The sequence below is a fragment of the Polynucleobacter sp. HIN7 genome, assembly GCF_030297595.1.
Classification (GTDB): domain Bacteria; phylum Pseudomonadota; class Gammaproteobacteria; order Burkholderiales; family Burkholderiaceae; genus Polynucleobacter.
The window spans coordinates 798993-823981 of record NZ_AP028138.1 but is presented as its reverse complement, the minus strand read 5'-3'; the positions used below and the strand labels follow the sequence as shown (position 1 = coordinate 823981).

Below are 24989 nucleotides of genomic sequence, written 5' to 3'. Positions count from 1 at the left end.
TGCATTGATATTTTCATCATTTTGCTTGACTTTTATAGTTTTGTCCATAGAATTGGATACATAATTATGAATTCATAAATATATTTTAATTAATTAAAATCATTAATAAACAATGACTTACAGAAATAATGAGTAAATTACTTTCAACTCGCCCGCTCTATGAAGAGGTTGCAGATCAACTGCGTAGCCGTATTTTTGCGCATGAACTAGCCCCCGGTGCTTGGATCGATGAACAAAGCCTTGCCAAGGAATTTGGGATTAGCCGCACCCCCATGCGCGAGGCCATTAAGGTGTTGGCTGCTGAGGGCCTCATCACCATGAAACTACGCCGCGGCGCTTATGTCACCGAAGTCAATCGTGGTGATCTGGAGCAAATCTTTACGGTTCTCTCCTTGCTGGAAGGTGAAGCTGCCAAAGAAGCTGCTACGAGGGCAAAAGAAAGTGATCTCAATGCCTTGGATGATTTGCACTTGCGTCTTGAGAAAGCAGCTGCTGATCGCAACCTCGATTTATTCTTTGAAATCAATGTTCGCTTTCATGAGCGAATCATCGCGATTGCCGCTAACCCCTGGATGAGCAGCGTGATTGACGATCTTCGTAAGGTTCTAAAACTGCAACGCAAGGACTCATTATCGCGCTCGGGGCGCTTGCAACAATCTTTGAGTGAACACCGCGAGATCCTAAAAGCCCTGCTTAAGCGCGATCCGGTTGCTGCTGAACAAGCGATGCGCACTCACCTGGCCCATGGCTTAGAGGCCGCCAAATAAAAAAGCCTCCAGTTTTAAGGGGAGGCTTTTGGGATTGCGCGGCAATCTATTTTTTGACGATCAGATCACCAGGAATTGATGCAATATAGGCAGCCATATCTTTTAGATCTTTATCGCTAAATTGCTTCACTTGCGATTGCATGATGGCATTATTGCGGCCCACTAGAGAATTGCCATCTACTTGGTAGGACTTCAGTGCGTAATACAAATAGTCTTGGTATTGACCCGCAATTTTCGGATAAGCGGGAGCCACTGGGGCTTTGAGGCCAGCGCCATGGCAGGCAGCACAATTGTTCTTTTCAACCAGTTCTTTACCCTTGGCAACATTACCAGCGTGAGCAAACCCAATGGAGGCACTTAACAAGGAGAGGATCAGAGCGGATTTCATCATGTTCTCGATTCCAATTACTTTAAGGGGTTACGGGGAGAGGTTGGCGTTTGAGTCGAGTAGTAGGCAGCTAAGTCAGCCATATCTTGATCGTTCAGACTTCCCGCAATCGCTCGCATGGTTGGATGCTTGCGCTCACCCGATTTATACGCTTTGAGAGAGGCAATAATGTAGTCAGCATTCTGGCCACCGATCTTGGGAACGCGATAAACCTGGGGCCAGTCAGCCCGGTAATCATTAATGGCATGACAGCCTGCGCAAAGCCAGACTTTGGCCTCTCCTGCTTTTGCAGAACCTTTAACGTCTTGGGCTTGGGCAGTGATTGAAAACAGACCGGCGAATACTGCAGCGCCGAGCGAAGTAACGATGGCTTTGTTCATATGCGTGATCGTGTTGCAAAATGGTTAATATTTTGTAGGCTGAAGTATAGCGGACAGCGAATATTGTCAGTTATTTTTGTCATCTACCTATACTAAGGGCTTGTTCGGTGATTTCGTGTTTAACCCCGTTGCTTGAAGGAGTTTCATGAGCGTAATTTCCCAAAAACTGAATGACCTAGGAATTACCCTAGTAAGTCCTGGGGCACCCGCGGCCGCCTACGTGATGGCAGTGACCACCGGTGATCAAGTATTTTTATCAGGTCATATTGCCAAACGCGATGGCAAGCCATGGGTTGGTAAATTGGGGCTAGACATGGATACTGCTACCGGTCAGTTAGCCGCTCGGAGTATCGCGATTGATTTACTCTCAACCCTCAATGCCCACCTCGGCTCACTTGATCGCGTACGTCGAGTGGTCAAAGTCATGGGCCTCGTGAACTCCACCCCCGAGTTTACCGAGCAACATTTGGTCATGAATGGCTGCTCTGAACTCCTCGTCGAGGTATTTGGTGAAATTGGTAAGCATGCTCGCAGCGCCTTTGGGGTTGCGCAAATCCCCTTGGGGGCTTGTGTCGAAATTGAAATGATCGTTGAGATCTAAGTTAGCAAATCGGTGCTGTGGCCCTGCCCATCAATCAGCAGACTGCGCACGCTTTTGTCTGAAAATAGTCGCTGCACGGCTTGGCAATAGCCCTCAAGCTGCAGTTGATATTGAGAATAAAGAGGATCGGTTTTCTCAGGGATGCTGAGTTTGTAATCTAAGACAACAAGCTCGTTTTCAAACTCTACTAAGCGGTCAATCCGCAAGCACCGTTCCTCACTTACGACATCAAGCTCATTCCAAGCATTGCGATAGACCGCCGGGTCAAAGAATGGGAGCAACTCGGAACTATTAAAAACGGTTCTCACTCGTTCAATGGTGCGCTGTGCATCTGCGACACCGATACCGAGTCGGCTAGCCAAGGATTTATCTTCCGGCATGGTCTCGGCTGCTCGGTACTGTTGGGGTGTGGTTCGCTGTAGCAACCAATGAAACCACTCACCCTCTTGCATGCGCCGTTGCTCATCGATACTGTGCGTCTTGGTTCTGGGAGATAAGCTTGGTTCACCCTGCCAGGTCAAGACCAAATCAGGGTATTCAAATCGTTCATCGCTCTGTGATGGTTGGGGCTGACTTGTATGACGATGGTCGATATGTGCCTCATCAAGATCAGTGAATACTGGGACTTGACCTTCGCAAGCGCGCTCATACCAGCTGTCGGGCACCAAACCACCCTGCTGGCGATTGCGGGTACTTTCCACCCCACTTAACCAAAGTCCCTGCTTGGCACGGGTGAGTGCCACATAGAAAAGGTTCCAGTTCTCATGCAAGGCAATACCTTTCTCTTGCGCAAGTAAATCTTCACGCGCTTTGGATAAGCTGAGCTTGGTGAACATCGACAAATGATCTGGTGCTTGCTGATCGGGATCCCAATCAAGTAATACGCCGCGTCCTGGGTTGGTGATCGCTGTATGGTTGCAATCCAGAATGATGACAAATGGAGCCTCAAGTCCCTTCGCCCCATGAATGGTCATTAAGCGAATGCGTTGTTGACGGTGTGAAAGTGAGTGAGTGTTTAGATCAAAATCCCCATCCGCTTGATCATCGCTCTCATCCTCTAAGGGAACCTCACCGCGCATCTCACCTTCATCCGGTGTCTCATCTTGATCGCCGCGCCGCATTTGTTTGAGTTGTGAAATAAATCGTCCCAAGCTGGGGTAGCGGCCACCATCTAAATTTAAGGCAAGCTCCAGAAAAGCATCCAAATTAGCCAAGACCTGATCTCGGTCGCGTGCTTGGCACACGCTCGCATATTTGCAACGAATATCACCCGAGAAATACACGTGATCAAGGAGATCATGCACTGGCAAGTGTTTGGCTAACTCCGTCCACTCCATGAGTTGCTTAGCAATCCCCAAAAAGGTCTCGGCATAGGGATGATCATCAGCATGCGTTAGTGCTTCCCACCAATTGCGATAGCCACGATTACTTTGCACCAACTCTGAGAGCGTTTGCATCTGCGCCTCAGTGAGGCCATATAAAGGACTGCGCAAGACCTGCGCAAGAGCAAGATCATGATTGGGGTTACTCAGAATCGTGAGTAAAGCAATCAGGTCATCAACTTCCAGTGTTTCGAGTAAGCCACCTAAGCGCGGACTCTCAAATAGCAAATTGGCATGCCGCAATGCCTCCTCATACTCCGGCAAGTACTGACGGCGCTTGACGAGCACTAAGAAATCACCCAGGCGCGCTGGTCGCCACACTTTATGACGCTGCTGATGATTGCTTGGGTCAATCATTTCATCGAGCACCAAACGAGTTCGTAGTACCTCGTGGATTAATTGCGCTAGACGCTGTCCTTCCAACAGCCGTTGCTGTTTGGCGCCAGTATCGCGGGTATCGGTGAATGGGATGACCAAGGCGTTCTCGCGGGCAATGGTCTGTGGCTCATCAATGATCGGGATTAATGGCAGACGATAAGCCTCGCCTTTGGCGAAATTTGAATGGCTGGGTATATCGGGAGCGGTCCAGAGAGTTGCCTGTACCTGAAATGGATAGTTACTGGGGACTCGGCTGGTCGTGAAGATGCGGTTCACCGCCGCCACAATCTCTGGCGCATTGCGCCTTGTGATGTTTTGTTGTTCAAGATGAGCCTGATCGTGCGCTTGCAAAAAGCGGGTTGCTGCTCCAAATAGACGGGGGTCGGCACGACGAAAGCGATAAATAGATTGCTTGGGGTCACCCACAATAAATACCTTGGGCTTATCCTGGTCGTCACCATAGGCTGCAAGCCAGGCACGCAGAATTTGCCACTGCAAGGGATTGGTATCCTGAAACTCGTCAATCAAAATATGACGATAACGTGCATCCAAACGTGCTTGCCAATACGCCGCAACACGAGGATCCGAAATCAGTTGCGCCACACCAAGCTCGAGATCATCAAAGTCACGCACGCGCATGCGTTCTTTACTACGCTCGATATGTTCGAGCATGGCCGCACCGATGCTAAACCAGGCTTGATTGAGTGCAAGCGCCTCCTGCTGAGCCTGCCACTCAATAAATTGCTCACATGCGATTGCCCAAGCTTGCCGAGTCGCAATGAATCGATTGGTATCTTGATTCTGCGCCTCTAAATACGATTGAATCGCTTTCGAAGCACTGTCATTGTCCTTGCGATAGCTTGGGAGTTCATCACGCGTCATAAACACGGGGATCAATAAGCGTATCGCGATATCAAATCGTTTTTCTTGTAATGCCTCAAGCGCTGCGCCTAATTCTGCGAGACCCTGCTGATCACGCACGCCGCCATGAGACAACACCTCATACAACATAGAGAGTTCATGGGGCGCTGTACTCTCTTCTAGTTTGATCAGTAAGGGATTAGGTTGAGAAAGCGTATTACAGCATCTACGTAAGGCCTCGGTAACGGGTTCACCACGGGCCTCGCAGGCTTTCTTGAAAAATACCCAGGCGCCCTTTTGCTGCACTAGGCCATTGGCCCCCAATAAAAACTGATGGGCTTGTGCTGAACCCAGTTGCTCAAGCAAATACTCATAGGCAGACAGGACATCGGGGGGCATCGATGCCCACCAATCCTCTAAGCACTCCTGTTGCAGCCGTTTGGCGTCCTCGCGCAAGGTAAATCCAGATTGAGCTCCCATTGAGACCGGCGCCCCAGCGAGTAAGCGTCCGAACCAGCCATGAAAGGTGTCAATCGAAACGGTATGCGGATTCGATAACAGGCGATCATAGAGCGTACGTGCGGACTGAAGATGCACTTGTGCTGATTCGGGATCGAGTCCTCGCTCTACCAGGGCATGCATCAGCTCGGCATCACTCATCGTGGTCCAGGATTGCAAGAGTTGATAGAGGCGTTCACGCATTTCTTGCGCAGCCTTACGTGTGAAGGTCAGAGCCAAGATAGATCGGGGTGACTCACCGGTAAGCAAAATGCGGACTAGACGTGCGACGAGTAACCATGTTTTCCCGCTACCGGCGCAAGCGGAGACTACCACCGAGCGCTGCGGGTCACAGACAATCGAAATATTGAGTGCTTGCATACGATTCACCACATCCCTTTGCGGCAAATACCGCGGGCATCGCAATAGCGACAGGTACTCTCGGGTGCAAAGGCCTGCATGGCGTCTCCAGACCACACGCTCCTTAAATCATTTTGCAACTGCGCATCAAGCTGTTGCATCGCGAGCGGGATCTCTGTAATGCCAACTGCGCGCTGGTCTGTACCTTTTTTCTTGAGGTTCATCCTCAAAGAAACCCAATCCAATTGCTCAATCGGACCCTGTGGTGATAAAGCTTTGGCATATAGCAGTAACTGGGGGTCATCCATGAGTTGCGTACCACGCTCCAACACCTTCTCACGGCTCTGATGCTTATAGTCCAGGATCGCGAGTGATGCGGTATTAGGCTTCACATCAATCCGGTCAGCGTAGCCCTCAATCTGAATTTGATGGAATTGCCCATGCTTGTCCAAGAAATTGAACTCAAAGCTAAGTTTGCGTTCGGCATCATGAAAACGCCAACCCTGTGACTCACGTTCCAGTTGCCATTCCACAAAACTGGGAATTTGTTTTTGCCAATCCCGCAAATGCCCTAAGACCCGCTGATCACCCTCCAGTAAGCGACTAAAACCTTGTTCAGAAGCGCGCATCAGGCGCGTGATCATCCAATCTTTACGGAACTGCAAATCATCGTTGATCTGGGCGTCGCGAGCCTCGGTACTTTTGAGTTCCTGGAAAAAATTGCGCAGTATCTGATGCAAGGTTTGACCAATCACCGATGCATCGAGCTCGTCATCAAGATCCTTGCGTTTACGAAGACCTAAGAGACTGCGCACATAGTACTGATACGGGCAAGCCCGCAGTGCCCGATACGCACTCGGGCTCATGCGCGTTGGCATGGGTAGTCCATCGAGTCGATTTGCCTGCGCCATGGTCATCGGTGTTCCTACAGCCGATCGTGCAAAACGACTAGATTCACGGGTTGCAAGTTGCGGAAGATCTTCTTGTAAGCGTACGATCCAAGGGGATGCGCGCAAGGGCTCACCACTAGCACCCTCGCTTAGCCATAACAGATCAATATAGGAATATGAGGCAAAGAGTTGTGAGAGATCCCGCGCCTGTTGACGATATTGCCGAGCAATATCGGTACCACCGAGAGTCTGACTTAGACTCTCCGTGAAAAATAGTGGGGTCTCGCCATAACTTGGCAGTTGGCGTTCATCGCAACCAACCATCACCACGGCATCAAAGCGGCGCAATCGAGTTGCACTAAGTGGCAAGATGGTCACGCGTGCCGATGCATCACTGCCCTGCTCGCGGTACACCTCTTCTTCCATTCGGGTCTTTAAAAAGATAATCCATTCGGCCAGGGGCATTCGTAGCGTTGGAAGTTGAGCTTGCTCTAAGCCCAGTTTGTCGAGCATGGCAAGTAACTGTAAGCCAGCAGCATCTTCCTCAAATTGCTGACGCATTCCAAAGTAGGACAAATCATCTCGCAGTTGTGCAAGGGCTCTCGCAGACGGCAGATTTTGCATCTTGGGGTTCTGCCAAATACTTACCCGCTCTCGAATGGACTGTAATAGGTGATGTAAGCGTGGGTCAAACTCGGAGCTTGCTCCCGCTTCGATTGCTAAATAGAAACTAACCCACGAAGCTCTCGCCTGCTTGAGCAACAACATGCTCTCGAGTTCACTAATGAGTAATCCGATTTCCTCTGGCGTAGCGTTCAGTAAGCCGCTGAGATTGAGAAATGGGTTTTTGAGGAACTCCAGTAAGGTGATCGCGCTCGGCCCTTGAGGTGGACAACGCAATAACTCAAGCCAAGCATGAAGCGCTGCGGCTGCGCGCGTGGTCGAGAGTTTCCAACCTGTTTCGTCGTCGATGGATAAACCAGGACCAAGACGTGCCAGTAAAGCGCGGGTGCGGCGTGCCAATAGTCGGTCTTGTGCCACGAGAGCAATTTGAGTACGTCCTGCCTGCAGATGCCCTTCAATGCAATGCGTTGCCTCCCACGCAAGGTCCTCAAAGCGTTTTGCGCTTTGGCAGGTAATGTGTTTTTGATTGAGCGCTGACCGATTGATTTGCAGTTGCCCGTCGAGCGATGCATCAAACTCCATGGTCTCAGGCCATAGGCCAACCTCAGTCCAATCGATCACAAATCGGTGCACCGGGATGAACGCTTCACAATGATCAAGAAACGCCTGATGCGCGCGGGCTTGCGCGTCATTCTCTTCGATGGTCTCAATCCAAATCAAGGGTCGACGTGTCTTTGGGTTGATTTGCCATTGCTGCAGATGGGATACCAGTGCGAGATGCTGGGTGATGACGGGATCACGCACGGAGCTGAGATAACGCCAGAATGCCAAAAGAACTGCGGACTCTTTGCTTACAAGCTCTTGGGCTAGTTGTGGATAGGCGTCTGCTATTGCTTGGCTTAGCTTGATTTGTACCTGCTCAATCCCGTGTTCGAGCTCCAAATGATCGATGCTCCAGGCCAATTGCGGAACGACGCTTTGCGATAGCAGATCACAGGCACTAACAATGGCATTGGCCAAGCTCCAAGCGCCCCCCTCTCCTTCGGCAGTAAACCACTCGCGCAGATTGGGATAGGTCTCAATCGAGGCATAGGTTTGCAAGACTCGTTCCGTGTTCGACTGTGGCTGTGGTAGGCGCAATCCATCTGGAGTCAGCGCAAGCCAATCAGCCAAACTATGTACCTCGGGTAATAGCATGGTGTTTGAGGGACGACTGCTCTCCAACGCCAAGCGCAAACTGAGATTGGGTCCAGCTGTGGGCAAAATGACCAGGGGGCGCGCATCGCTTGCCGCTGCAATTGCCCAGATTTGCTTCGCGATTTGCGCTAACGCATCTTGGTTCGGAGTGATCGAATACGTTTGCATAACAACGGGTTCACTTAGGGGCAGGAGCAAGTTTTGGCATGAATCGTGGCTTATTGATAATATAGGGTTTGGAATGACCGTTTGCTGAGTTATTCCATCCATTTAAACCATAAGGAATTTTCATGAGTGCCGGCATTAAACAAGTAAGTGATGCATCGTTTGAACAGGATGTTCTCAAGTCTGATAAACCCGTTCTCCTCGACTTTTGGGCCGAGTGGTGCGGTCCTTGCAAGATGATTGGGCCCATTTTGGAAGAGCTCTCGACTGAGTACGGTGATCGCATCCAAATTGCCAAGATGAACGTGGACGAGAACCAAGGCGTTCCAGCCCAGTTCAATATTCGGGGAATCCCGACACTCATTTTGTTTAAAAATGGCACGGTCGCTGCTCAAAAAGTGGGCGCTCTCGCCAAGTCGCAACTCACGGCATTCATTGATAGCAATCTGTAATTGAAGTGGTTTTAGTATGGCTGGGGTCAGGCTCACAATTCGAGCTAGACCCAGCCCCACTGAGATGGGTGGCAAAAATTACGTGTTTTGCCATTTTTTAGTGTAGTATCTAGTTTCAATAAAGGTCTCTTTAAGGCCATCCTCAAATTTAATCCCATTTCAAACGACTAATTCACCGTAACGCTTCTTTCCGTTGATCGTTTTTCTCGCCTGATCGGCACCCTCCACTTTTATCTTATTTTTTTCTTTTCTAGTTTCATCCTAAGCACACATCATGCAATTAACTGAACTCAAAGTACTCCACGTCTCTCAACTCCTCGAAATGGCAGCAAGCCTCGAGATTGAAAATACCCAACGGATGCGCAAACAAGAGCTGATGTTTGCCATTCTGAAGAAGCGGGCTAAGGCCGGCGAACAAGTTTTTGGCGATGGCGTCTTAGAGGTATTACCCGATGGCTTTGGATTCTTGCGCTCCCCCGAGTCGTCTTATATGGCGTCTCCCGATGATATTTATATCTCCCCTGCACAGATCCGTCGTTTTAACTTACACACGGGTGACAGTATCGAGGGTGAAGTGCGCACCCCCAAAGAGGGTGAGCGTTACTTTGCTTTAGTGAAGGTCGACAAGATTAATGGCATGGCGCCTGAGGACCTCAAAAATCGCATCATGTTTGAGAACCTCACGCCGCTTCACCCCAATCGCAATATCGCTCTTGAGCGCGATATCAAGGCCGAAGAGAATCTCACCGGTCGCATTATCGATATGATCTCGCCGATTGGTTTTGGTCAGCGTGGCCTGATCGTGGCATCCCCCAAGTCTGGTAAGACCGTGATGATGCAGCATGTGGCTCATGCGATCTCTCAAAATTATCCCGATGCGATCTTGATTGTTCTCTTGGTCGATGAGCGTCCTGAGGAAGTGACTGAGATGCAGCGCTCCGTCCGCGGCGAAGTAGTTGCTTCCACCTTTGATGAGCCAGCCGTTCGTCACGTTCAGGTTGCTGAAATGGTGATCGAGAAAGCCAAGCGTCTGGTGGAAATGAAAAAGGATGTGATTATTTTGTTGGACTCGATTACACGTTTAGCGCGTGCGTACAATACCGTAGTACCCTCCTCAGGCAAAGTGCTCTCTGGTGGTGTTGATGCGAACGCCTTGCAACGTCCTAAGCGTTTCTTTGGTGCTGCTCGTAATATCGAAGAAGGTGGCTCGCTCACCATTTTGGCAACCGCGCTGATTGAAACCGGTAGCCGCATGGACGATTTGATTTACGAAGAGTTCAAGGGCACTGGCAATATGGAAGTCCATTTAGAGCGTCGCTTAGCCGAGCGCCGTGTCTACCCCGCTATTAACCTCAATAAGTCAGGCACTCGACGCGAGGAACTCCTCGTCAAGCCCGAAAACCTCCAGAAAATCTGGGTCTTACGTAAGCTTCTGGCCGATATGGATGAGATTGAGGCTATGAACTTCATTGTCGACAAGCTCAAGTCCACAAAGAATAATGCCGAGTTCTTTGAGTTGATGCGCCGAGGCGGCTAGCCATTGGAGCTTAAGCGTTGATTTTGTGGCATAATCTCGCTTTTGCTGTATTAAACCCTGGGCAAGTATTGTGGGATCACGCGTGACGCACAACGGCTACCCGTTCCAAGGATATTGATTATGAAACAAGGCATTCACCCTGATTACCGCGAAGTTGTTTTTTTAGATGTTTCCAACAACTTCAGCTTCAAAACCCGCTCCACCATCATCACCAAAGAGACGATTAAGTGGGAAGACGGTCAAGAGTATCCATTAGCAAAGATTGAGACCTCCTCGGAGTCGCATCCTTTCTTTACAGGTACCCAGAAGATTATTGACACTGCTGGTCGTGTTGAGAAGTTCCGTCAGAAGTTTGGTGGCAAAGCGGCTGCCAAGGCAACCGGTGATGGCGCTGCCAAGACCGCTGAGAAGCGTGCTGCTGCCGCTGAGGCGAAGAAAGCAGAGCCTGCTGCAAAGAAAGTGGCTAGCAAGAAAGCGAAGTAATCACCTTAGGTGGTTTGTGTTACCGAAGGCAGCAGACGCTGCCTTTGTTATTTCTGGGAATGTGGATCAAGATAGTATTCAGGGATACGATGAACTAGTATGGTCAAACTGACTGCCGCTGCCACAGCATCCATTCCTCGGATTGTGATCTTTGCCCTCACAATCGTCTACGGCTTAGCTGGCCTCTTTGGTCGGGATCCCTGGAAAAACGAAGACTCGATTGGGTTTGGTGTGATGTGGCATCTGCATACCAGCTCTTGGCAGGATTGGCTAATCCCCTCTCTCGCTGGACGTGAGCAATCGATGGGGGCACCACTACCCTACTGGCTGGGTGCGAGCTTGATGGATTTGTTTGGCTCATGGATTGGTGATAGCAATGCGGCACGTCTTTACTCAGCACTGTGCTTCTTCGTGACCGCAATTGCCATTTGGTATGCGTGTTATCTCTTAGGGCGTCGCAAAGAAGTACAACCCATGAGTTTTGCGCTGGGTGGCCAACCCAATACCCGCGACTACGGGATGACCTTAGCCGATGGGGCGCTCCTCATTTTCTTGGCATGTGTGGGCCTGGCCCAGCGAACTCACGAGACCACGCCGATGATGGCGCAACTCATGGGTTTATCAATTGTGATGTATGGCACTATCCGTGGCCTTGATAAACCTTGGCAAGGTGGCGCATGGACTGGCCTCGGATTAGTCATTTTGGGTCTCTCTAGTAACTGGGCTTTAACTACATTGATTGCGATAGCAACCGCACTGGCTGTTTTCTTCTGTCAGGTAAAACTACGATTTCGGTGGACACTGAGTTCGCTGGTCATTGCGATTGTGGGGATTGGTATTTGGCCACTCTTATGGCAAGTCTTTGCCGTTTCTCCAGCAGTACAAGAAGCGGCACTCCAAGCCTGGGCGCAAACACCGCCCATGCATCGCTACATTGCATGGAGCTCCTTACAGTTTATGGGAGTCAACTTTTGGGCATACGCATGGCCGGTCTGGCCGCTGGCCTTAGTCGCCCTCGTGCACTGGGTGCGACATGAGGATGCTGGCGCGTGGCGCGCGCCCCATTTATGCATTCCCTTAGGTTTGTTACTCGCTGGACTTATCTATGTGCTATTTCGGGTGGAAGCGAATGAGCATGATTTAATCATCCTCATTCCACCAATGGCCATCTTGGCTGCCTTTAGCCTTCCCATTTTGCGACGCAGTGTCATTAGTTTTATTGACTGGTTTGCAATGCTGAGCTTTACGATTATTGCAATCGCCATTTGGCTGATTTGGCTTGCTAAGACCACGGGCTTTCCGGCAAGCACTGCTGATAATGTGGCACGTTATATTCCCGGTTTTGAGGTTCAATTTAGTTGGGTCACCCTCCTCATTGCACTTGGCATTACCGGTCTTTGGCTGTGGGTGGTGCAGTGGCGTACCTCACGTGCTCCCAAAGTGATTTGGCGCTGCTTGATTATCTCGGCATCTGGTACGACACTCATGTGGGTGCTGCTCATGACTCTGTGGTTACCCACCATCAACTACGCCAAGACCTATCGTTTTGTTGCTGAGCGGCTAGTACAGGCTGCGCCAGCCAATGCTACTTGTATCGATACAAGTAATTTAGGAGCGGCACAATTAGCATCATTCAGTTACTTCACTCGCTTACCCTTGGCCGACAATCCTGCCTGCCCTTATGTACTAACCCACAATGCCAGCACGGCAACGGCATTCTCCGCACTGCATGACAAGAAGCTCAAACTGCTTTGGGAAGACCGACGTGCTGCTGATCGCGATGAGCGTTTGCGCTTATATGAAGTAATCCCCGAGTAAGACCACGCATGACATTTTTTCGGGTCTCGCGCTTACGAGACGATGTTCCTGAACTCCTGAAATTAGCCGGTCCACTATTGGTGGGCCAGTTAGCGGTGATTGCCTTTGGTGTGTTAGACACCGCCATGACGGCGCGCTACTCCTCTGAGGATCTTGCAGCTCTGGCCATGGCCTCAGCGATCTACATCAGTATTTATGTTGGACTCACAGGGGTGATTGCCGCTCTCACCCCAATTGCGGGGCAATTATTTGGTGCCAAACGGTATAGCGAGATTGGCGAAGAGGTTCGTCAAGCGGGTTGGCTTGCTGTAGGCTTAACCGTGGTCGGCACATTAATCCTTTTGAATGCCGATCTTTTACTTGGGATCTCACAGGTTGAGCAGGATCTCGAGAGTAAAGCACGTCTCTATCTAGAGATCTTGGCCCTTGGTTTACCAGCCAGCATGGGCATGCGGGTTTTGATGTCCTTTCATAATGCAGTTTCTAGGCCAGGGATTATTACGATTGTGCAATTGGTGGGCTTGGGTCTCAAGTTTCCGCTCAATGCCTTGTTTATTTATGGTGGCTTTGGTGTTGCTGCGATGGGTGGCCCCGGTTGCGCAGTTGCTACGGTGATCATTAACTGGCTGTGGTTTTTTGCGACCCTCATTATTGTGCTCTCGGGTCGGTTTTATAAGCCGTTTCACCTCTTTGCGCAATTTAGTTGGCCCGATTGGCATCGGATCTGGACGCTTTTACGCTTAGGTGCGCCAATTGGTCTGAGTTACTTTATTGAGGTGACCTCGTTTACCTTTATGTCCTTGTTCATTGCGCGCTTTGGCACCACCACGCTTGCAGGTCATCAAATCGTTGCTAATCTCGGTACGGTCATTTATATGGTGCCGCTAGCACTGTCAATTGCAACCATGACCCTGGTCTCGCAGTCCATTGGCGCAGGTCGTCAGCAACGCGCCGAAGAGATTGGTTGGTCATCGGTGATCTTCACCAGTAGCCTATGCATTGTGATCGGTCTATTTGTATGGGTGTTTCGGTTCCAGTTACTTGATCTCTATGACCCAACACCGGATGTCAAATTATTAGCTGCGCCGCTCTTCTTGTTTATTTGCTTCTATCAATTGGTTGACTCGGTACAAGTGGTTGCGGCATTTATCTTGCGCGCGTATCGCATCTCGTTTTTGCCCATGTTGGTTTATGCAGGGTCACTGTGGTGTGTGGGCCTTGGAGGCGGCTACCTATTGGGCTTCAATGTGCTGGGCAATACACCCCAGATTTTGCAGGGGGTCAATGGATTTTGGATTGCCAATAGTGTGAGCCTGGCCATTGCCGCCGCACTACTTTTATGGATTTTTAGAAAGACTGCGGCACACTACAAAAAGACCAACCCACCGGTGACGGTCTAAGCTTATTTTGTTTTGACCAGTAGCATGCCTAGCTCTTTGTAGAGCTTGATGGCTTTCTCAGTTGGAACTAATTTCTTCACGCGAGCATCCTTGGTGCAGGATTTGTTCTCAATTAGTTTCTTTTCAATTAGAGATTTGAGGGCGGCATGCGATGTTGCTGGTGAAGCAATCGACTTCATTTGAATCACATCCGACACAGTGAGCTTATGCCCCTCATGAAAGGCGCTGGTGATCATGCGCAAGATAATGCACTCGCGGTGAGTGACCTTGTACTTGGCATGTATTTTGTCCCGACTACTTGCGAACTCAAAGTAATTGGCTAAGACGTCCATATTCTTGTCCCCACAAGTAGTCGTTGTAATGGAAGACTTTTTTATTTCCTCATAATAGTTTAACCGCTTTTGAGCGAATTACTAAAAAGCTTTCAATCCCCCCCCCCATGACATTAGTTGTCAAGAGGTGAAAATCCGTATTCACCAATATGTATATATTTTCTATAAACTTATGAGGTTTATAAAATTATATGCTTGATAAATTATTTCCTCGCTCCGAACACTTTTCGATTAAAGCGATCGATCACCAAAGCAAATTGGCCATTGTTGAAGATAAGGAACTGGGCTTAGAGCTTTCGTTGAGTTGGGGTAATAAGGAGTTAAAGAGTGCCGAGATAGTGGGTCAATATGAGCTGCGCTTTCTTTATACAGATGGAAGCGAGCGCATTGTCCAGATTCTTAGTTGAGCAATCTTCTTACTACTGAATCTTTTTAAACTCACCAATTGGTTTAAAACCGGGTACTTGATTGCCCTTGGTATACATGCACTGTTGATACGCGGTGTTGTATTGCGTTTGGGCCTGCGATTCTTTACTGGCAGCGCCCATGGCCCCGACTGCAGCGCCACCAACCATACCAATGGCTGCACCAGTTCCAACATTCGTACTGCTTCCGCCTTGATACAGGGCTCCGGCTGCAGCACCAATGGCGGCACCTGTGGCCGCACTAATGGCCCCCTCCTTTAGGGCTGCGGTATTGCCTTCCTTGACGGACTGAGATGCGAAGGCTCTGCACTCCTCATCATCCCTTTTAAATTCTTCAAAGGATTTTCCTTCGCGCGGCATGATGGTAATCGTGGGGCCAGTGGGTGCGGATACGCAGGCAGTGAGTACGGTGATACTAATACTACTTATGAGAATTGTTTTAAGGGCCTGAAGTCGCATGGAGTGCTCCGGTTGATCTTTCTATCTATTTAACGCTTCTGGAGTGGGTTTGGCAGACATCATTCTGCCTTTGCTCCGGATTGCTGGACAATTTTGCGCCATTTATTGGATTCCAGTTGGATATAACGGGCTAGATCCTCAGGGCTAGCTGGATTTGGCTCGAGTCCACCGCTCATCAGCCTGGTTCTTACCTCAGGCTTGGATAGGGTTTGCTGGGTCAATTGATTCAACCGCATCTGAATATCGCGAGGCAACTTGGCTGGGCCCATCAGAGAGAACCAGGATATCGCTTCAAACCCTTTGAGTCCTTGCTCGGCGAGGGTCGGGATCTCTGGGGCTGATGGAGAGCGCTTGAGTGTGGTAACTCCCAACGCTACCACTTCATTGGCTTTAATTAGGGGTAATGCAGACGCTAAATTATCAAAGAGCATGGAAATGCGGCCGCTTACCAGATCGGGCAAGGATTGCGCTCTACCCTTATACGGAATATGCCGAATCTGCACGCCCGCCATTTCTTTAAAGAGCTCTCCTGACATATGAATCGATGTACCCGTTCCCGATGATCCAAAAGTCAGTTCATTCGGTTTTGCTTTGGCTAGAGCAATTAGGTCCTTGAGTGACTGCACGCCAAGTTGCTTACTCACAATTAGTACGTTTGGGGTGCTCGCCAAGAAACTAATTGGGGTGAAATCAGCAACGGGATCGTAAGAGAGTTTTTCATAAAGGGCGCCATTAATCGCATGAATCCCTACGGTACCAATCAGCAAGGTATAGCCGTCGGGCGCACTCTTAGCTACCTGATCGGCTCCAATATTACCGCCGTGTCCAGGACGGTTTTCGACAACGATTGCTACGTTCAAGGTTTTTTGCCAATCCTCTGCCAGAACGCGTGCCAAGGTATCGGGTGCACCGCCTGGAGGAAAACTCACCACGATACGAATGGTATCGCGTGGCCAGATGCGTTCCGCTTGCGCTGCAGAACATAGCCCAAATACAAGTGCGCCGATGATAAAGAGTCGTTTCAAAGCAACTTACTTCGTGAGCCACTGGCGCAGCTGCGTAATACCGTCATAGTGCAATGGGTTGTCTGCGCAAGCACCTAAACCGCAAATGGATAAGGTCGAGATTACATTACCCACTAACAAAAGGATGAACCACAAACAGATAAACTGCGCAAACCAATGGCGGCTGCGGGTGCCACGATCCGGAATGATTAACAGAATTGCAATACTAATCATCAAGGAGACAAATCCAACAAAGGCCCAGGTGTAAAAATGCAGACGAAAGAAGGTGTCGCCATAACCCAGATCATCAGGGGCAACATGCAGAAGTATTTGGCGCAGGGAGACTGACAACCCCAAGATCGCAAACAGAATGGCAAATCCGTAATGCGCAGGCTGCGCACCTGAACGGATATTGAGCAAGAACATCAGTCCAATTAAGATAAAGCCCATGCGCTGCAGAATGCATAGTGGGCATGGCAAATCATGATTGATGAATTGATCCAAAAATGCCAGAGTAAGCACCAAATTAATGACCAGTAAGAGAACAATGTTCCCCAGGCCACTAAGCGATGGTAAGGTTAGCTTACTCATAGACTAATATTGAGTTTGTCGGAGGCATGATGCAAGAACCATGCGACCGTGATCACAGCGCTAGCGAATGCAAACAGCAATCCAAGTACGCGCTTCTCAAACCAAATGAAGATGGCGGCTAGTAATGCAATCACAAAAGGTAAAAACATATACATACTCATTATTTTAATAGACGGATGTGCACAAACAAAAAATGGTTTTGTGTTTAGAATGCCATGATGAATTCCTCTACATCCCAAACTAATCGTCCTCTACCCCTCGCCGGTGTTAAGGTTCTTGATGTGAGTCAAGTCATGGCGGGCCCCTACTGCTGTATGTTGCTCGCCGATATGGGCGCCGATGTCATCAAGGTCGAGCCACCAGGCTCAGGTGACCAAACCCGTGGTGCCATGGGTTTTAAGATGAAAGGCCCCGATAGCATGGGCTTTTTGAACATGAATCGCAATAAACGCAGCATTGCGATTAATCTGAAGTCCGATGCTGGCAAAGAGATTTTGTTTGAGTTGGCCAAGGACGCTGATATTTTGGTGGAGAACTATCGCCCGGGCGTCATGAAACGGCTGGGTGTTGGTTACGAGGCAATGCGCATCATCAATCCCGCACTGGTATACGTCAGCATCTCGGGTTTTGGCCAAAGTGGTCCATGGGCAGAGCGTCCTGGTTTTGATTTAATGGCTCAAGCGATGTCCGGAGTAATGAGTGTGACCGGCCATGGCGATGGCAAACCCGTCAAAGCCGGTGTTCCCGTTGCTGATATTGGCTGCGCACTCTTTGCGGTCTATGCGGCTCTGTCAGCGTATATTGGCGCCAAGAACACGGGCCAGGGTCAATACATTGACGCTTCCTTATTTGATTCAGCGCTGGCATTCTCGATTTGGGATACCTCCGAGTACTGGGGCACCGGTCAACCTCCTATTGCACTGGGTACGGCCAACCGTATGACCGCGCCTTATCAAGCTGTGAAAGCAAAAGATGGTTACTTCGTGATGGGTGCCACGAATAACAAGCTTTGGCAAAAACTCTGTGACATCTTGGCTCGACCAGATCTGTTACAGAACCCTGATTACCAAACGATTGCTGGTCGACTCGGTCATCGCCAAGCACTAATCACTGAACTTGAAAAATCCTTTGCTAATAAAGATGCAAGTGAGTGGATTGATCTGATGTTAGCTGAGGGAATTCCGGCTGGGCCAATCTTAGATTATCCGCAGGCTTTTGAGAGCGAGCATGGTAAGCATCGCCAAATGAAGATTGAGATTGATCATCCGCTGGAGGGCAAAGTTCCGAACATCGGCTTTGCGGTCAAGATGCAAGGCACCCCGCAGCAAATTCGTCGTCATCCTCCCCTATTGGGCGAGCATACCCAAGAGGTTTTAGAGCAGGCTGGATTTACTTCGGATCAAATTGAATCACTACGCGCACAGGGTGCATTTGCTGCATGAGTGATGCAATCAATGCTCGGGTGTATTGCGAGATTAAGGACTCGATCGCACATATCTTTTTTGATCATCCCCAAGCGCGTAATGCGATGACGCAGGCGATGTATGAGCAATTGCGCACGATTTGTTTAGAGCTTGCACAAAATCCTTCTGTGCGAGTCGCTATTTTGCGAGGGATTGGTGGTAAATCCTTTGTCTCGGGTAGTGATATTGCCCAGTTTCAATCCTTTCAAGGTGGTGCCGATGGGGTTCAGTATGAGCGCATGATTGATCACTATTTGGGGCCTCTTCAACAACTACCCATACCAACGATTGCAGTTATTGATGGACTCGCAGTTGGCGGTGGCTTAGCAATTGCGGCTTTGTGTGATTTTCGGATAGCGACTCCAACTGCAAAATTTGGAGTACCAATTGCACGCACACTTGGCAATACCCTCTCGCCGAGCAATATCGCCTGGTTAACGGCCCATCTTGGGGTCGCTATCACAAAACGCATGCTTTTACTTGCTGAGTTAATCTCGGCGCAAGAGCTTTTGACACAGGGATTTGTCTATCAAACTGGTGAATCAGAGGATCTTGAGCGGATGAGTATGGATCTTGCAAAGCAATTAGCTGCTCTAGCACCAATTACTCAAAAGGCATCCAAACTCATCATGGCGCGCGTGATCGGACATTCATTACCGAATTGCGATGATTTAATTACCGAGGTGTACGGCAGCGCAGACTTTAAAGAGGGTGTAACGGCATTTTTAAGTGGTCGCCCTCCCAATTGGCAAGGGAAGTAAGGAGAACAAATGCCTGAGATTGTGCGCAATGTCTTTGGTGAGCCACTCGTGCCCTGCTCGTTTGATCCGCTCACTGGCTTCTTTCGGGATGGTTGCTGCAAGACCAATGACGAGGATGTTGGCTTGCATTTGGTATGCGCAATCATGAGCGATGAATTTCTGGAATTTAGTCATCAGCGGGGCAATGATCTGATTACCCCGAGACCAGAGTGGAACTTTCCGGGGCTTAAAGCGGGTGATCAATGGTGTTTGTGCATTACTCGCTGGCAAGAGGCTCTAGCGAATGGCTGTGCACCACTCCTTAAACTAGAGAGTACCCACATCAATGCACTTGACCATGTGGATTTTGATACCCTCAAATTATTTGCGCTCGAGAACCAGTCTGAGCTCTAAAGCCTTACACAATTTTGGTTTGGAGAGTCGGTAAGCCATCTACATGGCCCTCCAATACATCACCGCGTTTGACCGCAGCAACTCCTGCAGGGGTTCCTGAGAAGATTAAATCGCCTGGCATTAGGGTAAAGAGCGTGGACAAGTAGGCAATCGTCTCCGGTACATTCCAAATCATCATCGCAAGATCACCGTCTTGCTTCACTTGACCGTTCACCGTCAGGTAAATACGACCCTTGGATAAATGTCCGCATTGACTTACAGGTACTAAGGCCGAGCATGGCGCGGACTGATCAAAGGCTTTACCAGTATCCCAAGGACGACCCATTTTTTTGGCTTCGCCTTGCAAATCACGACGGGTCATGTCGAGTCCCAAACCATAGCCCCACACATGATCTAAGGCTTGGTCTACAGGAATGTTCGCTCCACCTTTACCCAAAGCGACAACCATTTCTAACTCGTGGTGAACATCCTTGGATAAAGCCGGATAAGCCATGTCATGACCATCGGTCACAACCGCGGTCGCGGGCTTCATGAAAAAGAATGGTGGCTCGCGGTCGGGGTCATGACCCATCTCACGGGCGTGATCAGCGTAATTGCGCCCAACGCAGTAGATGCGATTGACGGGAAAGCGCTTGCTATCACCCACAACGGGCAAAGATGGAGTAACTGGGGCTGGAATAACAAATGATGTGCTCATGAATCGTCCTAATCGGGTTTTGTACAGTCTTCTGAAATCGCGAGGTCTGGATTTTTTTGTCCAAGATAAACAGCAATGATTCTAACGGACTGATTACCCAGGGGCTTACCAAAGTGGCACCAGTTGATGGCTTCCACAAACGAGGTGCCAGATCGCATAATCTTTTTGCCCTTGCTGCCGTAATCAAGTTCTAGGTCTCCGCTAGCGATATAGGCAAAGAGTGGTATGGCATGGCGATGCAATGTGGTTTGCTGACCCGGAGGAATCTCAATCTCAAAGACCTGAATCTGGGGCGTTCCACTGGGGTAACGAAAGTCTTGACCAATAATGGTCTTTGCGCTTTCCATCGGAATTGGCTTGACGCGTATCGTTTTGGAAACCTTAGCGGTTTCTTCGTTTGCCCATCCATTTCCATGAAGAAATAGTCCTGCAGTTAGCAAGAGAATGGGTCGATTGAGCATGGGTCCGATCAAGATAGTAACTGTTTGAGCTCTTCCAAGAATAGCTCTTCCCCATGGTTTATTTTCTCGTGCCACTGCTCACCTGCCTGATCATCGGCGGCATCACTGATAAATTTATATGAGCGCCAAGGGATTTGGTGCTGATGGGCGATTGCCGCAATCGCAAATAACTCCATATCCACCACATCAACCTTCTGCTCGATCAACCAAGGGTCCGTGCTGGTTACGAAGCTATCTCCAGTGCCACAGGTATATTTACCCGACTCAGATAGATATTCGGCGGGTTTGGTGCAAAACGGGGTGATGCCACGAGGTGCCAGGGGCTGCGCATTCATATCGCGCTGAATCACACGTCCAATCGCTACTAACTCACTGAGCTTGGGATTCAATCCTCCGGCAGTTCCAAAGTTAATGATCAATCTGGGTTGATAATGAATAATCGCACTTTGAGTAACCGTAGCCGCATTGATTTTGCCGATTCCGGTGTATGCCACTGCAATGTTTTTTGGAATGGTAATTGCCTCAAGTTCATTCTTAAGAGCAACTACTAGTAAGATGGGGTGTTCGATAGTCATGATTGGATTCTAAACGGATGAAGCTTGAAGACTACTTGCCCGGCATTTTGGACTTTCCGAAGCCTGGGATCGTATTTCGGGACATTGCTCCCCTACTCGCCAATGCAGATGCCTTTGCTTATACCGTTCAATCGCTAGGTAAGCATAGCACTGAGTACTCCTTTGACTATATTTTGGGGATTGAGTCCCGGGGCTTTATTTTTGCCTCGGCACTTGCCACTCATCTTCATAAAGGGTTCGTGATGGTCCGCAAGCCCAACAAATTACCGCCCGATATCCATCAAGAATCCTATGGCTTAGAGTACGGATCAGATACTCTTGAGATCAGTAAACATATTTTGCAGCCCGGGGCTTCGGTGCTGATCGTTGATGACGTTTTAGCGACTGGCGGCACTATCGCCGCAGCTGCGCGTCTTGTTCAGAAAACCGGAGCGCAAGTTGCTGCAGCGGTTTGCGTTCTTGAGATTGCTGGTTTGAATGGTTCTCAGGTTTTAAGCCAAGCGGGGATTGCCAATCGCTGCGTGATCGCTTTGTAATTAAAGCTTCACCCCTTTTTTGATGAGTAGCTCATCAACCCATGGTGCCGCATAAGTTCCGGCTTCGATTGTTTTGAGAATCTCTTGTTCTTGCTTGATCTTTTCTTGGCCAAGACGGGCTGCTTCTGCAGCAAGAGTTGGAGGAACAGCAATCACGCCGTCGCGATCACCCAAGATAATGTCTCCAGGGTTGACAATCATCCCGCCGATGGAGACGGGTATATTAATTGCGCCTGGTCCATCCTTTAAGGGGCCACGCAAACTAATACCACGTGCCCAGCATGGGAAGGCTAACTCCTCGAGCGCATCGACATCGCGCACTGCACCATCGACAACGATACCGACGACGCCGCGACTTTTAGCAACGCGCGTCAAGATCTCACCAATCACCGCGCAACCGGTATCGCCCTCGGCATCAATCACCATCACATCCCCTGGGCGCACCATTTGTAATGCTTTGTGAACCATGAGGTTATCTGCTGTATGAACTTTAATGGTGAAGGCATTACCGCAGACCGACATTGGCGCGCGATGAATCGGCAGAATACCCTTGGCAACCAGGGTGCGTCCCAACATATCGCTTATCACGGTGGATGGCATACCACGCAGCGCATGAATGCCTAATTCGGTAGGTTCGTGCCGTGGGTTGATTTGAATTCCGTGAATCATGAGCTACCCTCCAAAATGAATACCGTCATTGTATTCATTAGAAGTGCTGGGATTTAGATCACGCCATTGGCGCAATCACGCAGAGCTTCCGCAAAGAGCTCTGGGGATTGTGCACCCTGAATAATGAATTGATTGTTCAGAATGATCGAGGGTACCGAGTGCACGCCAAGCTGATGGTATTTTTGCTCTTGGTCTTTCACATCCTTTGCGAACTCATCAGAGGCGAGAACTTCTCGAGCGCGCCCGGCTGGTAATTGAGCACGCTCAACTGCTTCTAGCAGCTGTTCGTGCTGATCCATATCAACTGCTAAGGTGAAGTAACTCTTGAGAAGCTCTTTTTTGAGACGATGCTGGGCATCGAGATCAAATTCCACCATGGCCCAATGTAATAGACGATGGGCATTGAAGGTGTTGTAGACCCGCTTGCGACCTTCGGGATGAAATGGAAATCCTAGTTCAGCAGCACGCTGATAGATTTTCTCTTGATTGGCCTTGACCTGAGTAATGGTCGTGCCGTACTTCTCGGTGAGATGCTCAAAGACATCTTGCCCGCCTGGGGGCATATGAGGGTTTAATTCAAAGGGTTGAAACTGAATTTCCGTACTGACTTCACTTCCGACTTCTTTTAACGCCTGTTCTAGGGATGCTAAGCCAACGGCACACCAAGGACAGGCGATATCGGATACAAAGTCAATACGGACAGGTTTCAATTATTCCCAACCGCCACCTAAGATGGCACGTTTTTTATATTCCACTCTGGACTCTTCCCAGGCCTTGCCAAGCATGCGCAAGGTTTTAAGGATTGTTGCCAAGATACCAGAATTTGATCCGGCGCTAGCTCCAATTGAACCGGCAGCCAAAGTGGGTTTGATAGTCGTTGTAGTCATTTTCTTCTCCTAAGGGTTTATACCTAATAGTATACCCTAAATTCTATTGCGCTGCAACAGACGGAATAGAAAAAAGTGCTTACGAAACAGGGCTTAAGGGAAGATTAAATAAGAGGTTCTGGGGCTTGAGCTTAATCTGAGACTGATCGTTCATTGCCAGACCCAAATACACGGGTTTGCCTCGAACCTGGCTAAGCACTGGGCTCAGGTCCTTGAATTCGAGCTTAAAGAGGCAAATTAAGCGGTTAAGAACACTTTCATCAAGACTCTGCTCTTGGTACAAACCATTCAGAATCTCAGTCGCTGCAGCATCTAAGCCAACATGCCAAACCCATTTGGAGTCGGCGATCTCCTTCAATGGGGTAATCGCTGTATCGATCCCTAAAAAATGCTTGATCCATTTTTCTAGAAGACGCGCCAAGGCAGGTAATGCAGGCTGATCGAAATTGAGCTGGACTGCAAAATCATAAAACTCATCGCGACCCCAATAGGACTTGGCATTATCGGGATGCAATACATCCAAGTCGATCGTACGAGCAGCCAGTGATTGATTCTTCAACAGATCAACAATATTGCCAAAGTCAGAAGCCTGTGCATTTCGCTCAATCGTTTCATGGTCTGCTGCCATTAAAACACCACCCTCCAGAATGCTGACCTTTTGGGTGCGAAAGAAGAACTCTGCCATCCTTAGTTCGTAAGGGTCTGGGTTCTCACCCAATATATGCCGAAGGAAAATTTGAGTGAGCTGACTCACAAATAAAGGTGGGACATCGACTCCCTTCCCCTGAAACAGACTCATGTAAAAGTGCTCAAGGGAGCTTGCGGCTAATAATTTAGCTCGGTAGCGAAACCAAATTTCATAGTTAACCTGCACATCGTGATCGGCGATTTGCTGGATCTCAGCTTGGCTAATTTCTTCGCGTGGTGAATTCAATAGACGCTCATGGACCGCTCGTTCATGAGCGCACGACTGTGGAATGAGACTCAGCTCCGGGCGAGCAAGATAGGTTCTCAGAAAGTCATCGGTCACCACCAGATGGTGATCCGCATTCACTTTCAATGTATCAAAACCGCTGGTGGACCAATAGTTTGGCATTGCTCTTAGGGCTGTGAGTGCATCATTAATAAGGTCATTCCAGCATTACCCTCTTTAAACAATTTGAAGTGCTTCTTTAAACCAGGTCGGCGCTTAATTACGTCACGATATAAGTCCGATTGATGCCGAAGATCCTCACCGTGATAATACTCGCTCACACGATCCGCAAAATAATTATGTTCCAAAGCCTCACGAACCTTTTTGCGGATATTGCCACCCTTCCCACTCGAGCCATAACCATGAATTACAACCAAAGCCCGAATGTGAGCCTCACTGGCAGCCCGAATGTAATGCGTTAGTTGATCAAGGGCTTCATCGCTCGAAGGGCTATCCAGCTCAAGGTTAATGACGTCAGTATCGGAGTGTGCAAGCGGTGCAATTGGTGTATTACAAAATGGGCATTCGCCAGTGACGGGACGGGCGTTCCCACAAACCGAGCATTCGTAGGAATAGCTCATG

At 49.3% G+C, this 24989-nt stretch carries 29 protein-coding genes; 12 read left to right on the top strand and 17 right to left on the bottom strand.

Going from position 1 to position 24989, the window contains the following annotated elements; all coding sequences use genetic code 11:
- Nucleotides 1–128: 128 nt before the first annotated feature.
- Nucleotides 129–767, top strand: a complete 639-nt coding sequence (locus QUE64_RS04385; protein ID WP_286226069.1) for a GntR family transcriptional regulator — start codon at nucleotides 129–131, stop codon at nucleotides 765–767.
- A 46-nt stretch (nucleotides 768–813) separates the two neighbouring features.
- Here the strand turns inward: QUE64_RS04385 and QUE64_RS04380 are convergent, their stop codons facing one another.
- Together QUE64_RS04380 and QUE64_RS04375 are read right to left on the bottom strand one after the other, a co-directional pair.
- Entirely contained in the window at nucleotides 814–1155 is a 342-nt protein-coding gene (locus QUE64_RS04380) for a c-type cytochrome (protein WP_286224726.1), read from the bottom strand.
- Nucleotides 1156–1172: 17 nt separating this feature from the next.
- Nucleotides 1173–1535, bottom strand: coding sequence for a c-type cytochrome (locus tag QUE64_RS04375; RefSeq protein ID WP_286224620.1), 363 nt, complete (start codon nucleotides 1533–1535; stop codon nucleotides 1173–1175).
- 145 nt (nucleotides 1536–1680) lie between these two features.
- Between QUE64_RS04375 and QUE64_RS04370 the strand changes: the two genes are divergently transcribed.
- Nucleotides 1681–2136 (top strand): RidA family protein, encoded by a 456-nt coding sequence (locus QUE64_RS04370; RefSeq protein WP_286224619.1) that lies wholly within the window; start codon nucleotides 1681–1683, stop codon nucleotides 2134–2136.
- Here the strand turns inward: QUE64_RS04370 and QUE64_RS04365 are convergent.
- Together QUE64_RS04365 and QUE64_RS04360 are read right to left on the bottom strand one after the other, a co-directional pair.
- Nucleotides 2133–5636 carry a UvrD-helicase domain-containing protein gene (locus tag QUE64_RS04365; protein ID WP_286226162.1) on the bottom strand — a complete coding sequence of 1168 codons (3504 nt, stop codon included), beginning with the start codon at nucleotides 5634–5636 and terminating at the stop codon, nucleotides 2133–2135. The genes QUE64_RS04370 and QUE64_RS04365 overlap by 4 nt on opposite strands.
- A 5-nt stretch (nucleotides 5637–5641) precedes the next feature.
- Complete coding sequence (locus tag QUE64_RS04360; RefSeq protein WP_286226066.1) at nucleotides 5642–8494, bottom strand: PD-(D/E)XK nuclease family protein; 2853 nt, start codon at nucleotides 8492–8494, stop codon at nucleotides 5642–5644.
- Nucleotides 8495–8616: 122 nt separating this feature from the next.
- On the opposite strand from QUE64_RS04360, the gene trxA reads away from it, so the two are divergent.
- From trxA to QUE64_RS04335, 5 genes are all read left to right on the top strand, one after another.
- Nucleotides 8617–8943 carry a thioredoxin TrxA gene (trxA, locus tag QUE64_RS04355; RefSeq protein WP_286224617.1) on the top strand — a complete coding sequence of 109 codons (327 nt, stop codon included), beginning with the start codon at nucleotides 8617–8619 and terminating at the stop codon, nucleotides 8941–8943.
- A gap of 274 nt (nucleotides 8944–9217) precedes the next feature.
- On the top strand, nucleotides 9218–10480 hold the full coding sequence (gene rho, locus QUE64_RS04350) for a transcription termination factor Rho (RefSeq protein ID WP_108508340.1): 1263 nt from the start codon (nucleotides 9218–9220) through the stop codon (nucleotides 10478–10480).
- 120 nt (nucleotides 10481–10600) lie between these two features.
- Nucleotides 10601–10963 (top strand): type B 50S ribosomal protein L31, encoded by a 363-nt coding sequence (locus QUE64_RS04345; protein ID WP_286224616.1) that lies wholly within the window; start codon nucleotides 10601–10603, stop codon nucleotides 10961–10963.
- 99 nt (nucleotides 10964–11062) lie between these two features.
- On the top strand, nucleotides 11063–12781 hold the full coding sequence (locus QUE64_RS04340) for an ArnT family glycosyltransferase (protein WP_286226064.1): 1719 nt from the start codon (nucleotides 11063–11065) through the stop codon (nucleotides 12779–12781).
- 8 nt (nucleotides 12782–12789) lie between these two features.
- Nucleotides 12790–14181 carry an MATE family efflux transporter gene (locus QUE64_RS04335; RefSeq protein ID WP_286226063.1) on the top strand — a complete coding sequence of 464 codons (1392 nt, stop codon included), beginning with the start codon at nucleotides 12790–12792 and terminating at the stop codon, nucleotides 14179–14181.
- Between the two features lie 2 nt (nucleotides 14182–14183).
- Here the strand turns inward: QUE64_RS04335 and QUE64_RS04330 are convergent, their stop codons facing one another.
- Nucleotides 14184–14513: a winged helix DNA-binding protein gene (locus QUE64_RS04330; protein WP_286224613.1), complete on the bottom strand. Its 330-nt coding sequence runs from the start codon at nucleotides 14511–14513 to the stop codon at nucleotides 14184–14186.
- 191 nt (nucleotides 14514–14704) lie between these two features.
- On the opposite strand from QUE64_RS04330, the gene QUE64_RS04325 reads away from it, so the two are divergent.
- Nucleotides 14705–14920 carry a hypothetical protein gene (locus tag QUE64_RS04325; protein WP_286226062.1) on the top strand — a complete coding sequence of 72 codons (216 nt, stop codon included), beginning with the start codon at nucleotides 14705–14707 and terminating at the stop codon, nucleotides 14918–14920.
- 12 nt (nucleotides 14921–14932) lie between these two features.
- Here the strand turns inward: QUE64_RS04325 and QUE64_RS04320 are convergent, their stop codons facing one another.
- From QUE64_RS04320 to QUE64_RS04305, 4 genes are read right to left on the bottom strand one after another with little or no spacing between them, the layout of a single operon-like run.
- Nucleotides 14933–15397, bottom strand: coding sequence for a glycine zipper family protein (locus QUE64_RS04320; RefSeq protein ID WP_286226061.1), 465 nt, complete (start codon nucleotides 15395–15397; stop codon nucleotides 14933–14935).
- A 59-nt stretch (nucleotides 15398–15456) separates the two neighbouring features.
- Nucleotides 15457–16422, bottom strand: coding sequence for a Bug family tripartite tricarboxylate transporter substrate binding protein (locus tag QUE64_RS04315; RefSeq protein ID WP_286226060.1), 966 nt, complete (start codon nucleotides 16420–16422; stop codon nucleotides 15457–15459).
- 6 nt (nucleotides 16423–16428) lie between these two features.
- The gene (locus QUE64_RS04310; RefSeq protein ID WP_286226058.1) at nucleotides 16429–16992 is read right to left on the bottom strand and encodes a disulfide bond formation protein B; all 564 of its coding nucleotides are present in this window, start codon (nucleotides 16990–16992) and stop codon (nucleotides 16429–16431) included.
- A complete protein-coding gene (locus QUE64_RS04305; RefSeq protein WP_286226057.1) occupies nucleotides 16989–17141 on the bottom strand; it encodes a DUF5993 family protein in 153 nt (50 codons plus the stop codon). Before QUE64_RS04305 ends, QUE64_RS04310 begins: the two co-directional genes overlap by 4 nt.
- Nucleotides 17142–17207: 66 nt before the next feature.
- Here QUE64_RS04305 and QUE64_RS04300 point away from each other — a divergent pair, with 66 nt between their 5' ends.
- From QUE64_RS04300 to QUE64_RS04290, 3 genes are read left to right on the top strand one after another with little or no spacing between them, the layout of a single operon-like run.
- On the top strand, nucleotides 17208–18434 hold the full coding sequence (locus tag QUE64_RS04300) for a CaiB/BaiF CoA transferase family protein (RefSeq protein ID WP_286226056.1): 1227 nt from the start codon (nucleotides 17208–17210) through the stop codon (nucleotides 18432–18434).
- Entirely contained in the window at nucleotides 18431–19216 is a 786-nt protein-coding gene (locus QUE64_RS04295) for an enoyl-CoA hydratase/isomerase family protein (protein WP_286226055.1), read from the top strand. Before QUE64_RS04300 ends, QUE64_RS04295 begins: the two co-directional genes overlap by 4 nt.
- A gap of 9 nt (nucleotides 19217–19225) precedes the next feature.
- Nucleotides 19226–19609, top strand: a complete 384-nt coding sequence (locus QUE64_RS04290) for a DUF2237 family protein (RefSeq protein ID WP_286224605.1) — start codon at nucleotides 19226–19228, stop codon at nucleotides 19607–19609.
- Between the two features lie 4 nt (nucleotides 19610–19613).
- On the opposite strand, the gene QUE64_RS04285 is transcribed toward QUE64_RS04290, so the two are convergent.
- Genes QUE64_RS04285 through QUE64_RS04275 form a run of 3 tightly spaced genes read right to left on the bottom strand, consistent with a single transcriptional unit; the run spans nucleotide 19614 to nucleotide 21342 of the window.
- Nucleotides 19614–20306 carry a fumarylacetoacetate hydrolase family protein gene (locus QUE64_RS04285; protein WP_286226052.1) on the bottom strand — a complete coding sequence of 231 codons (693 nt, stop codon included), beginning with the start codon at nucleotides 20304–20306 and terminating at the stop codon, nucleotides 19614–19616.
- Nucleotides 20307–20314: 8 nt separating this feature from the next.
- A complete protein-coding gene (locus QUE64_RS04280; protein ID WP_286224603.1) occupies nucleotides 20315–20767 on the bottom strand; it encodes a cupin domain-containing protein in 453 nt (150 codons plus the stop codon).
- 8 nt (nucleotides 20768–20775) lie between these two features.
- Entirely contained in the window at nucleotides 20776–21342 is a 567-nt protein-coding gene (locus QUE64_RS04275) for a 5'-methylthioadenosine/S-adenosylhomocysteine nucleosidase family protein (RefSeq protein ID WP_286226050.1), read from the bottom strand.
- A 17-nt stretch (nucleotides 21343–21359) separates the two neighbouring features.
- On the opposite strand from QUE64_RS04275, the gene QUE64_RS04270 reads away from it, so the two are divergent.
- On the top strand, nucleotides 21360–21878 hold the full coding sequence (locus tag QUE64_RS04270; RefSeq protein WP_286226049.1) for an adenine phosphoribosyltransferase: 519 nt from the start codon (nucleotides 21360–21362) through the stop codon (nucleotides 21876–21878).
- Here the strand turns inward: QUE64_RS04270 and QUE64_RS04265 are convergent, their stop codons facing one another.
- From QUE64_RS04265 to QUE64_RS04245, 5 genes are all read right to left on the bottom strand, one after another.
- A complete protein-coding gene (locus tag QUE64_RS04265) occupies nucleotides 21879–22547 on the bottom strand; it encodes an RraA family protein (protein WP_286226048.1) in 669 nt (222 codons plus the stop codon).
- A gap of 53 nt (nucleotides 22548–22600) precedes the next feature.
- On the bottom strand, nucleotides 22601–23257 hold the full coding sequence (locus QUE64_RS04260; protein ID WP_286226047.1) for a DsbA family oxidoreductase: 657 nt from the start codon (nucleotides 23255–23257) through the stop codon (nucleotides 22601–22603).
- Nucleotides 23258–23434 (bottom strand): hypothetical protein, encoded by a 177-nt coding sequence (locus QUE64_RS04255; protein ID WP_286224598.1) that lies wholly within the window; start codon nucleotides 23432–23434, stop codon nucleotides 23258–23260. It abuts the gene before it with no gap.
- A 79-nt stretch (nucleotides 23435–23513) separates the two neighbouring features.
- Entirely contained in the window at nucleotides 23514–24530 is a 1017-nt protein-coding gene (locus tag QUE64_RS04250) for a DUF6352 family protein (RefSeq protein WP_286226046.1), read from the bottom strand.
- A gap of 5 nt (nucleotides 24531–24535) precedes the next feature.
- A complete protein-coding gene (locus QUE64_RS04245) occupies nucleotides 24536–24988 on the bottom strand; it encodes a Smr/MutS family protein (RefSeq protein WP_286226045.1) in 453 nt (150 codons plus the stop codon).
- Nucleotide 24989: the final 1 nt, after the last annotated feature.

Excerpts from the sequence above, each read along its gene's own strand:
- QUE64_RS04370 (WP_286224619.1), top strand. The coding sequence starts at position 1,681 with ATGAGCGTAATTTCCCAAAAACTGAATGACCTAGGAATTACCCTAGTA.
- QUE64_RS04380 (WP_286224726.1), bottom strand. The coding sequence starts at position 1,155 with ATGAAATCCGCTCTGATCCTCTCCTTGTTAAGTGCCTCCATTGGGTTT.
- QUE64_RS04305 (WP_286226057.1), bottom strand. The coding sequence starts at position 17,141 with ATGTTTTTACCTTTTGTGATTGCATTACTAGCCGCCATCTTCATTTGG.
- QUE64_RS04310 (WP_286226058.1), bottom strand. The coding sequence starts at position 16,992 with ATGAGTAAGCTAACCTTACCATCGCTTAGTGGCCTGGGGAACATTGTT.
- QUE64_RS04290 (WP_286224605.1), top strand. The coding sequence starts at position 19,226 with ATGCCTGAGATTGTGCGCAATGTCTTTGGTGAGCCACTCGTGCCCTGC.
- QUE64_RS04270 (WP_286226049.1), top strand. The coding sequence starts at position 21,360 with ATGAAGCTTGAAGACTACTTGCCCGGCATTTTGGACTTTCCGAAGCCT.
- QUE64_RS04335 (WP_286226063.1), top strand. The coding sequence starts at position 12,790 with ATGACATTTTTTCGGGTCTCGCGCTTACGAGACGATGTTCCTGAACTC.
- rho (WP_108508340.1), top strand. The coding sequence starts at position 9,218 with ATGCAATTAACTGAACTCAAAGTACTCCACGTCTCTCAACTCCTCGAA.
- QUE64_RS04345 (WP_286224616.1), top strand. The coding sequence starts at position 10,601 with ATGAAACAAGGCATTCACCCTGATTACCGCGAAGTTGTTTTTTTAGAT.
- QUE64_RS04360 (WP_286226066.1), bottom strand. The coding sequence starts at position 8,494 with ATGCAAACGTATTCGATCACTCCGAACCAAGATGCGTTAGCGCAAATC.
- QUE64_RS04275 (WP_286226050.1), bottom strand. The coding sequence starts at position 21,342 with ATGACTATCGAACACCCCATCTTACTAGTAGTTGCTCTTAAGAATGAA.
- QUE64_RS04330 (WP_286224613.1), bottom strand. The coding sequence starts at position 14,513 with ATGGACGTCTTAGCCAATTACTTTGAGTTCGCAAGTAGTCGGGACAAA.
- QUE64_RS04365 (WP_286226162.1), bottom strand. The coding sequence starts at position 5,636 with ATGCAAGCACTCAATATTTCGATTGTCTGTGACCCGCAGCGCTCGGTG.
- QUE64_RS04295 (WP_286226055.1), top strand. The coding sequence starts at position 18,431 with ATGAGTGATGCAATCAATGCTCGGGTGTATTGCGAGATTAAGGACTCG.
- QUE64_RS04245 (WP_286226045.1), bottom strand. The coding sequence starts at position 24,988 with ATGAGCTATTCCTACGAATGCTCGGTTTGTGGGAACGCCCGTCCCGTC.
- QUE64_RS04325 (WP_286226062.1), top strand. The coding sequence starts at position 14,705 with ATGCTTGATAAATTATTTCCTCGCTCCGAACACTTTTCGATTAAAGCG.
- QUE64_RS04375 (WP_286224620.1), bottom strand. The coding sequence starts at position 1,535 with ATGAACAAAGCCATCGTTACTTCGCTCGGCGCTGCAGTATTCGCCGGT.
- QUE64_RS04285 (WP_286226052.1), bottom strand. The coding sequence starts at position 20,306 with ATGAGCACATCATTTGTTATTCCAGCCCCAGTTACTCCATCTTTGCCC.
- QUE64_RS04280 (WP_286224603.1), bottom strand. The coding sequence starts at position 20,767 with ATGCTCAATCGACCCATTCTCTTGCTAACTGCAGGACTATTTCTTCAT.
- trxA (WP_286224617.1), top strand. The coding sequence starts at position 8,617 with ATGAGTGCCGGCATTAAACAAGTAAGTGATGCATCGTTTGAACAGGAT.
- QUE64_RS04255 (WP_286224598.1), bottom strand. The coding sequence starts at position 23,434 with ATGACTACAACGACTATCAAACCCACTTTGGCTGCCGGTTCAATTGGA.
- QUE64_RS04320 (WP_286226061.1), bottom strand. The coding sequence starts at position 15,397 with ATGCGACTTCAGGCCCTTAAAACAATTCTCATAAGTAGTATTAGTATC.
- QUE64_RS04265 (WP_286226048.1), bottom strand. The coding sequence starts at position 22,547 with ATGATTCACGGAATTCAAATCAACCCACGGCACGAACCTACCGAATTA.
- QUE64_RS04385 (WP_286226069.1), top strand. The coding sequence starts at position 129 with ATGAGTAAATTACTTTCAACTCGCCCGCTCTATGAAGAGGTTGCAGAT.
- QUE64_RS04300 (WP_286226056.1), top strand. The coding sequence starts at position 17,208 with ATGATGAATTCCTCTACATCCCAAACTAATCGTCCTCTACCCCTCGCC.
- QUE64_RS04340 (WP_286226064.1), top strand. The coding sequence starts at position 11,063 with ATGGTCAAACTGACTGCCGCTGCCACAGCATCCATTCCTCGGATTGTG.
- QUE64_RS04250 (WP_286226046.1), bottom strand. The coding sequence starts at position 24,530 with ATGCCAAACTATTGGTCCACCAGCGGTTTTGATACATTGAAAGTGAAT.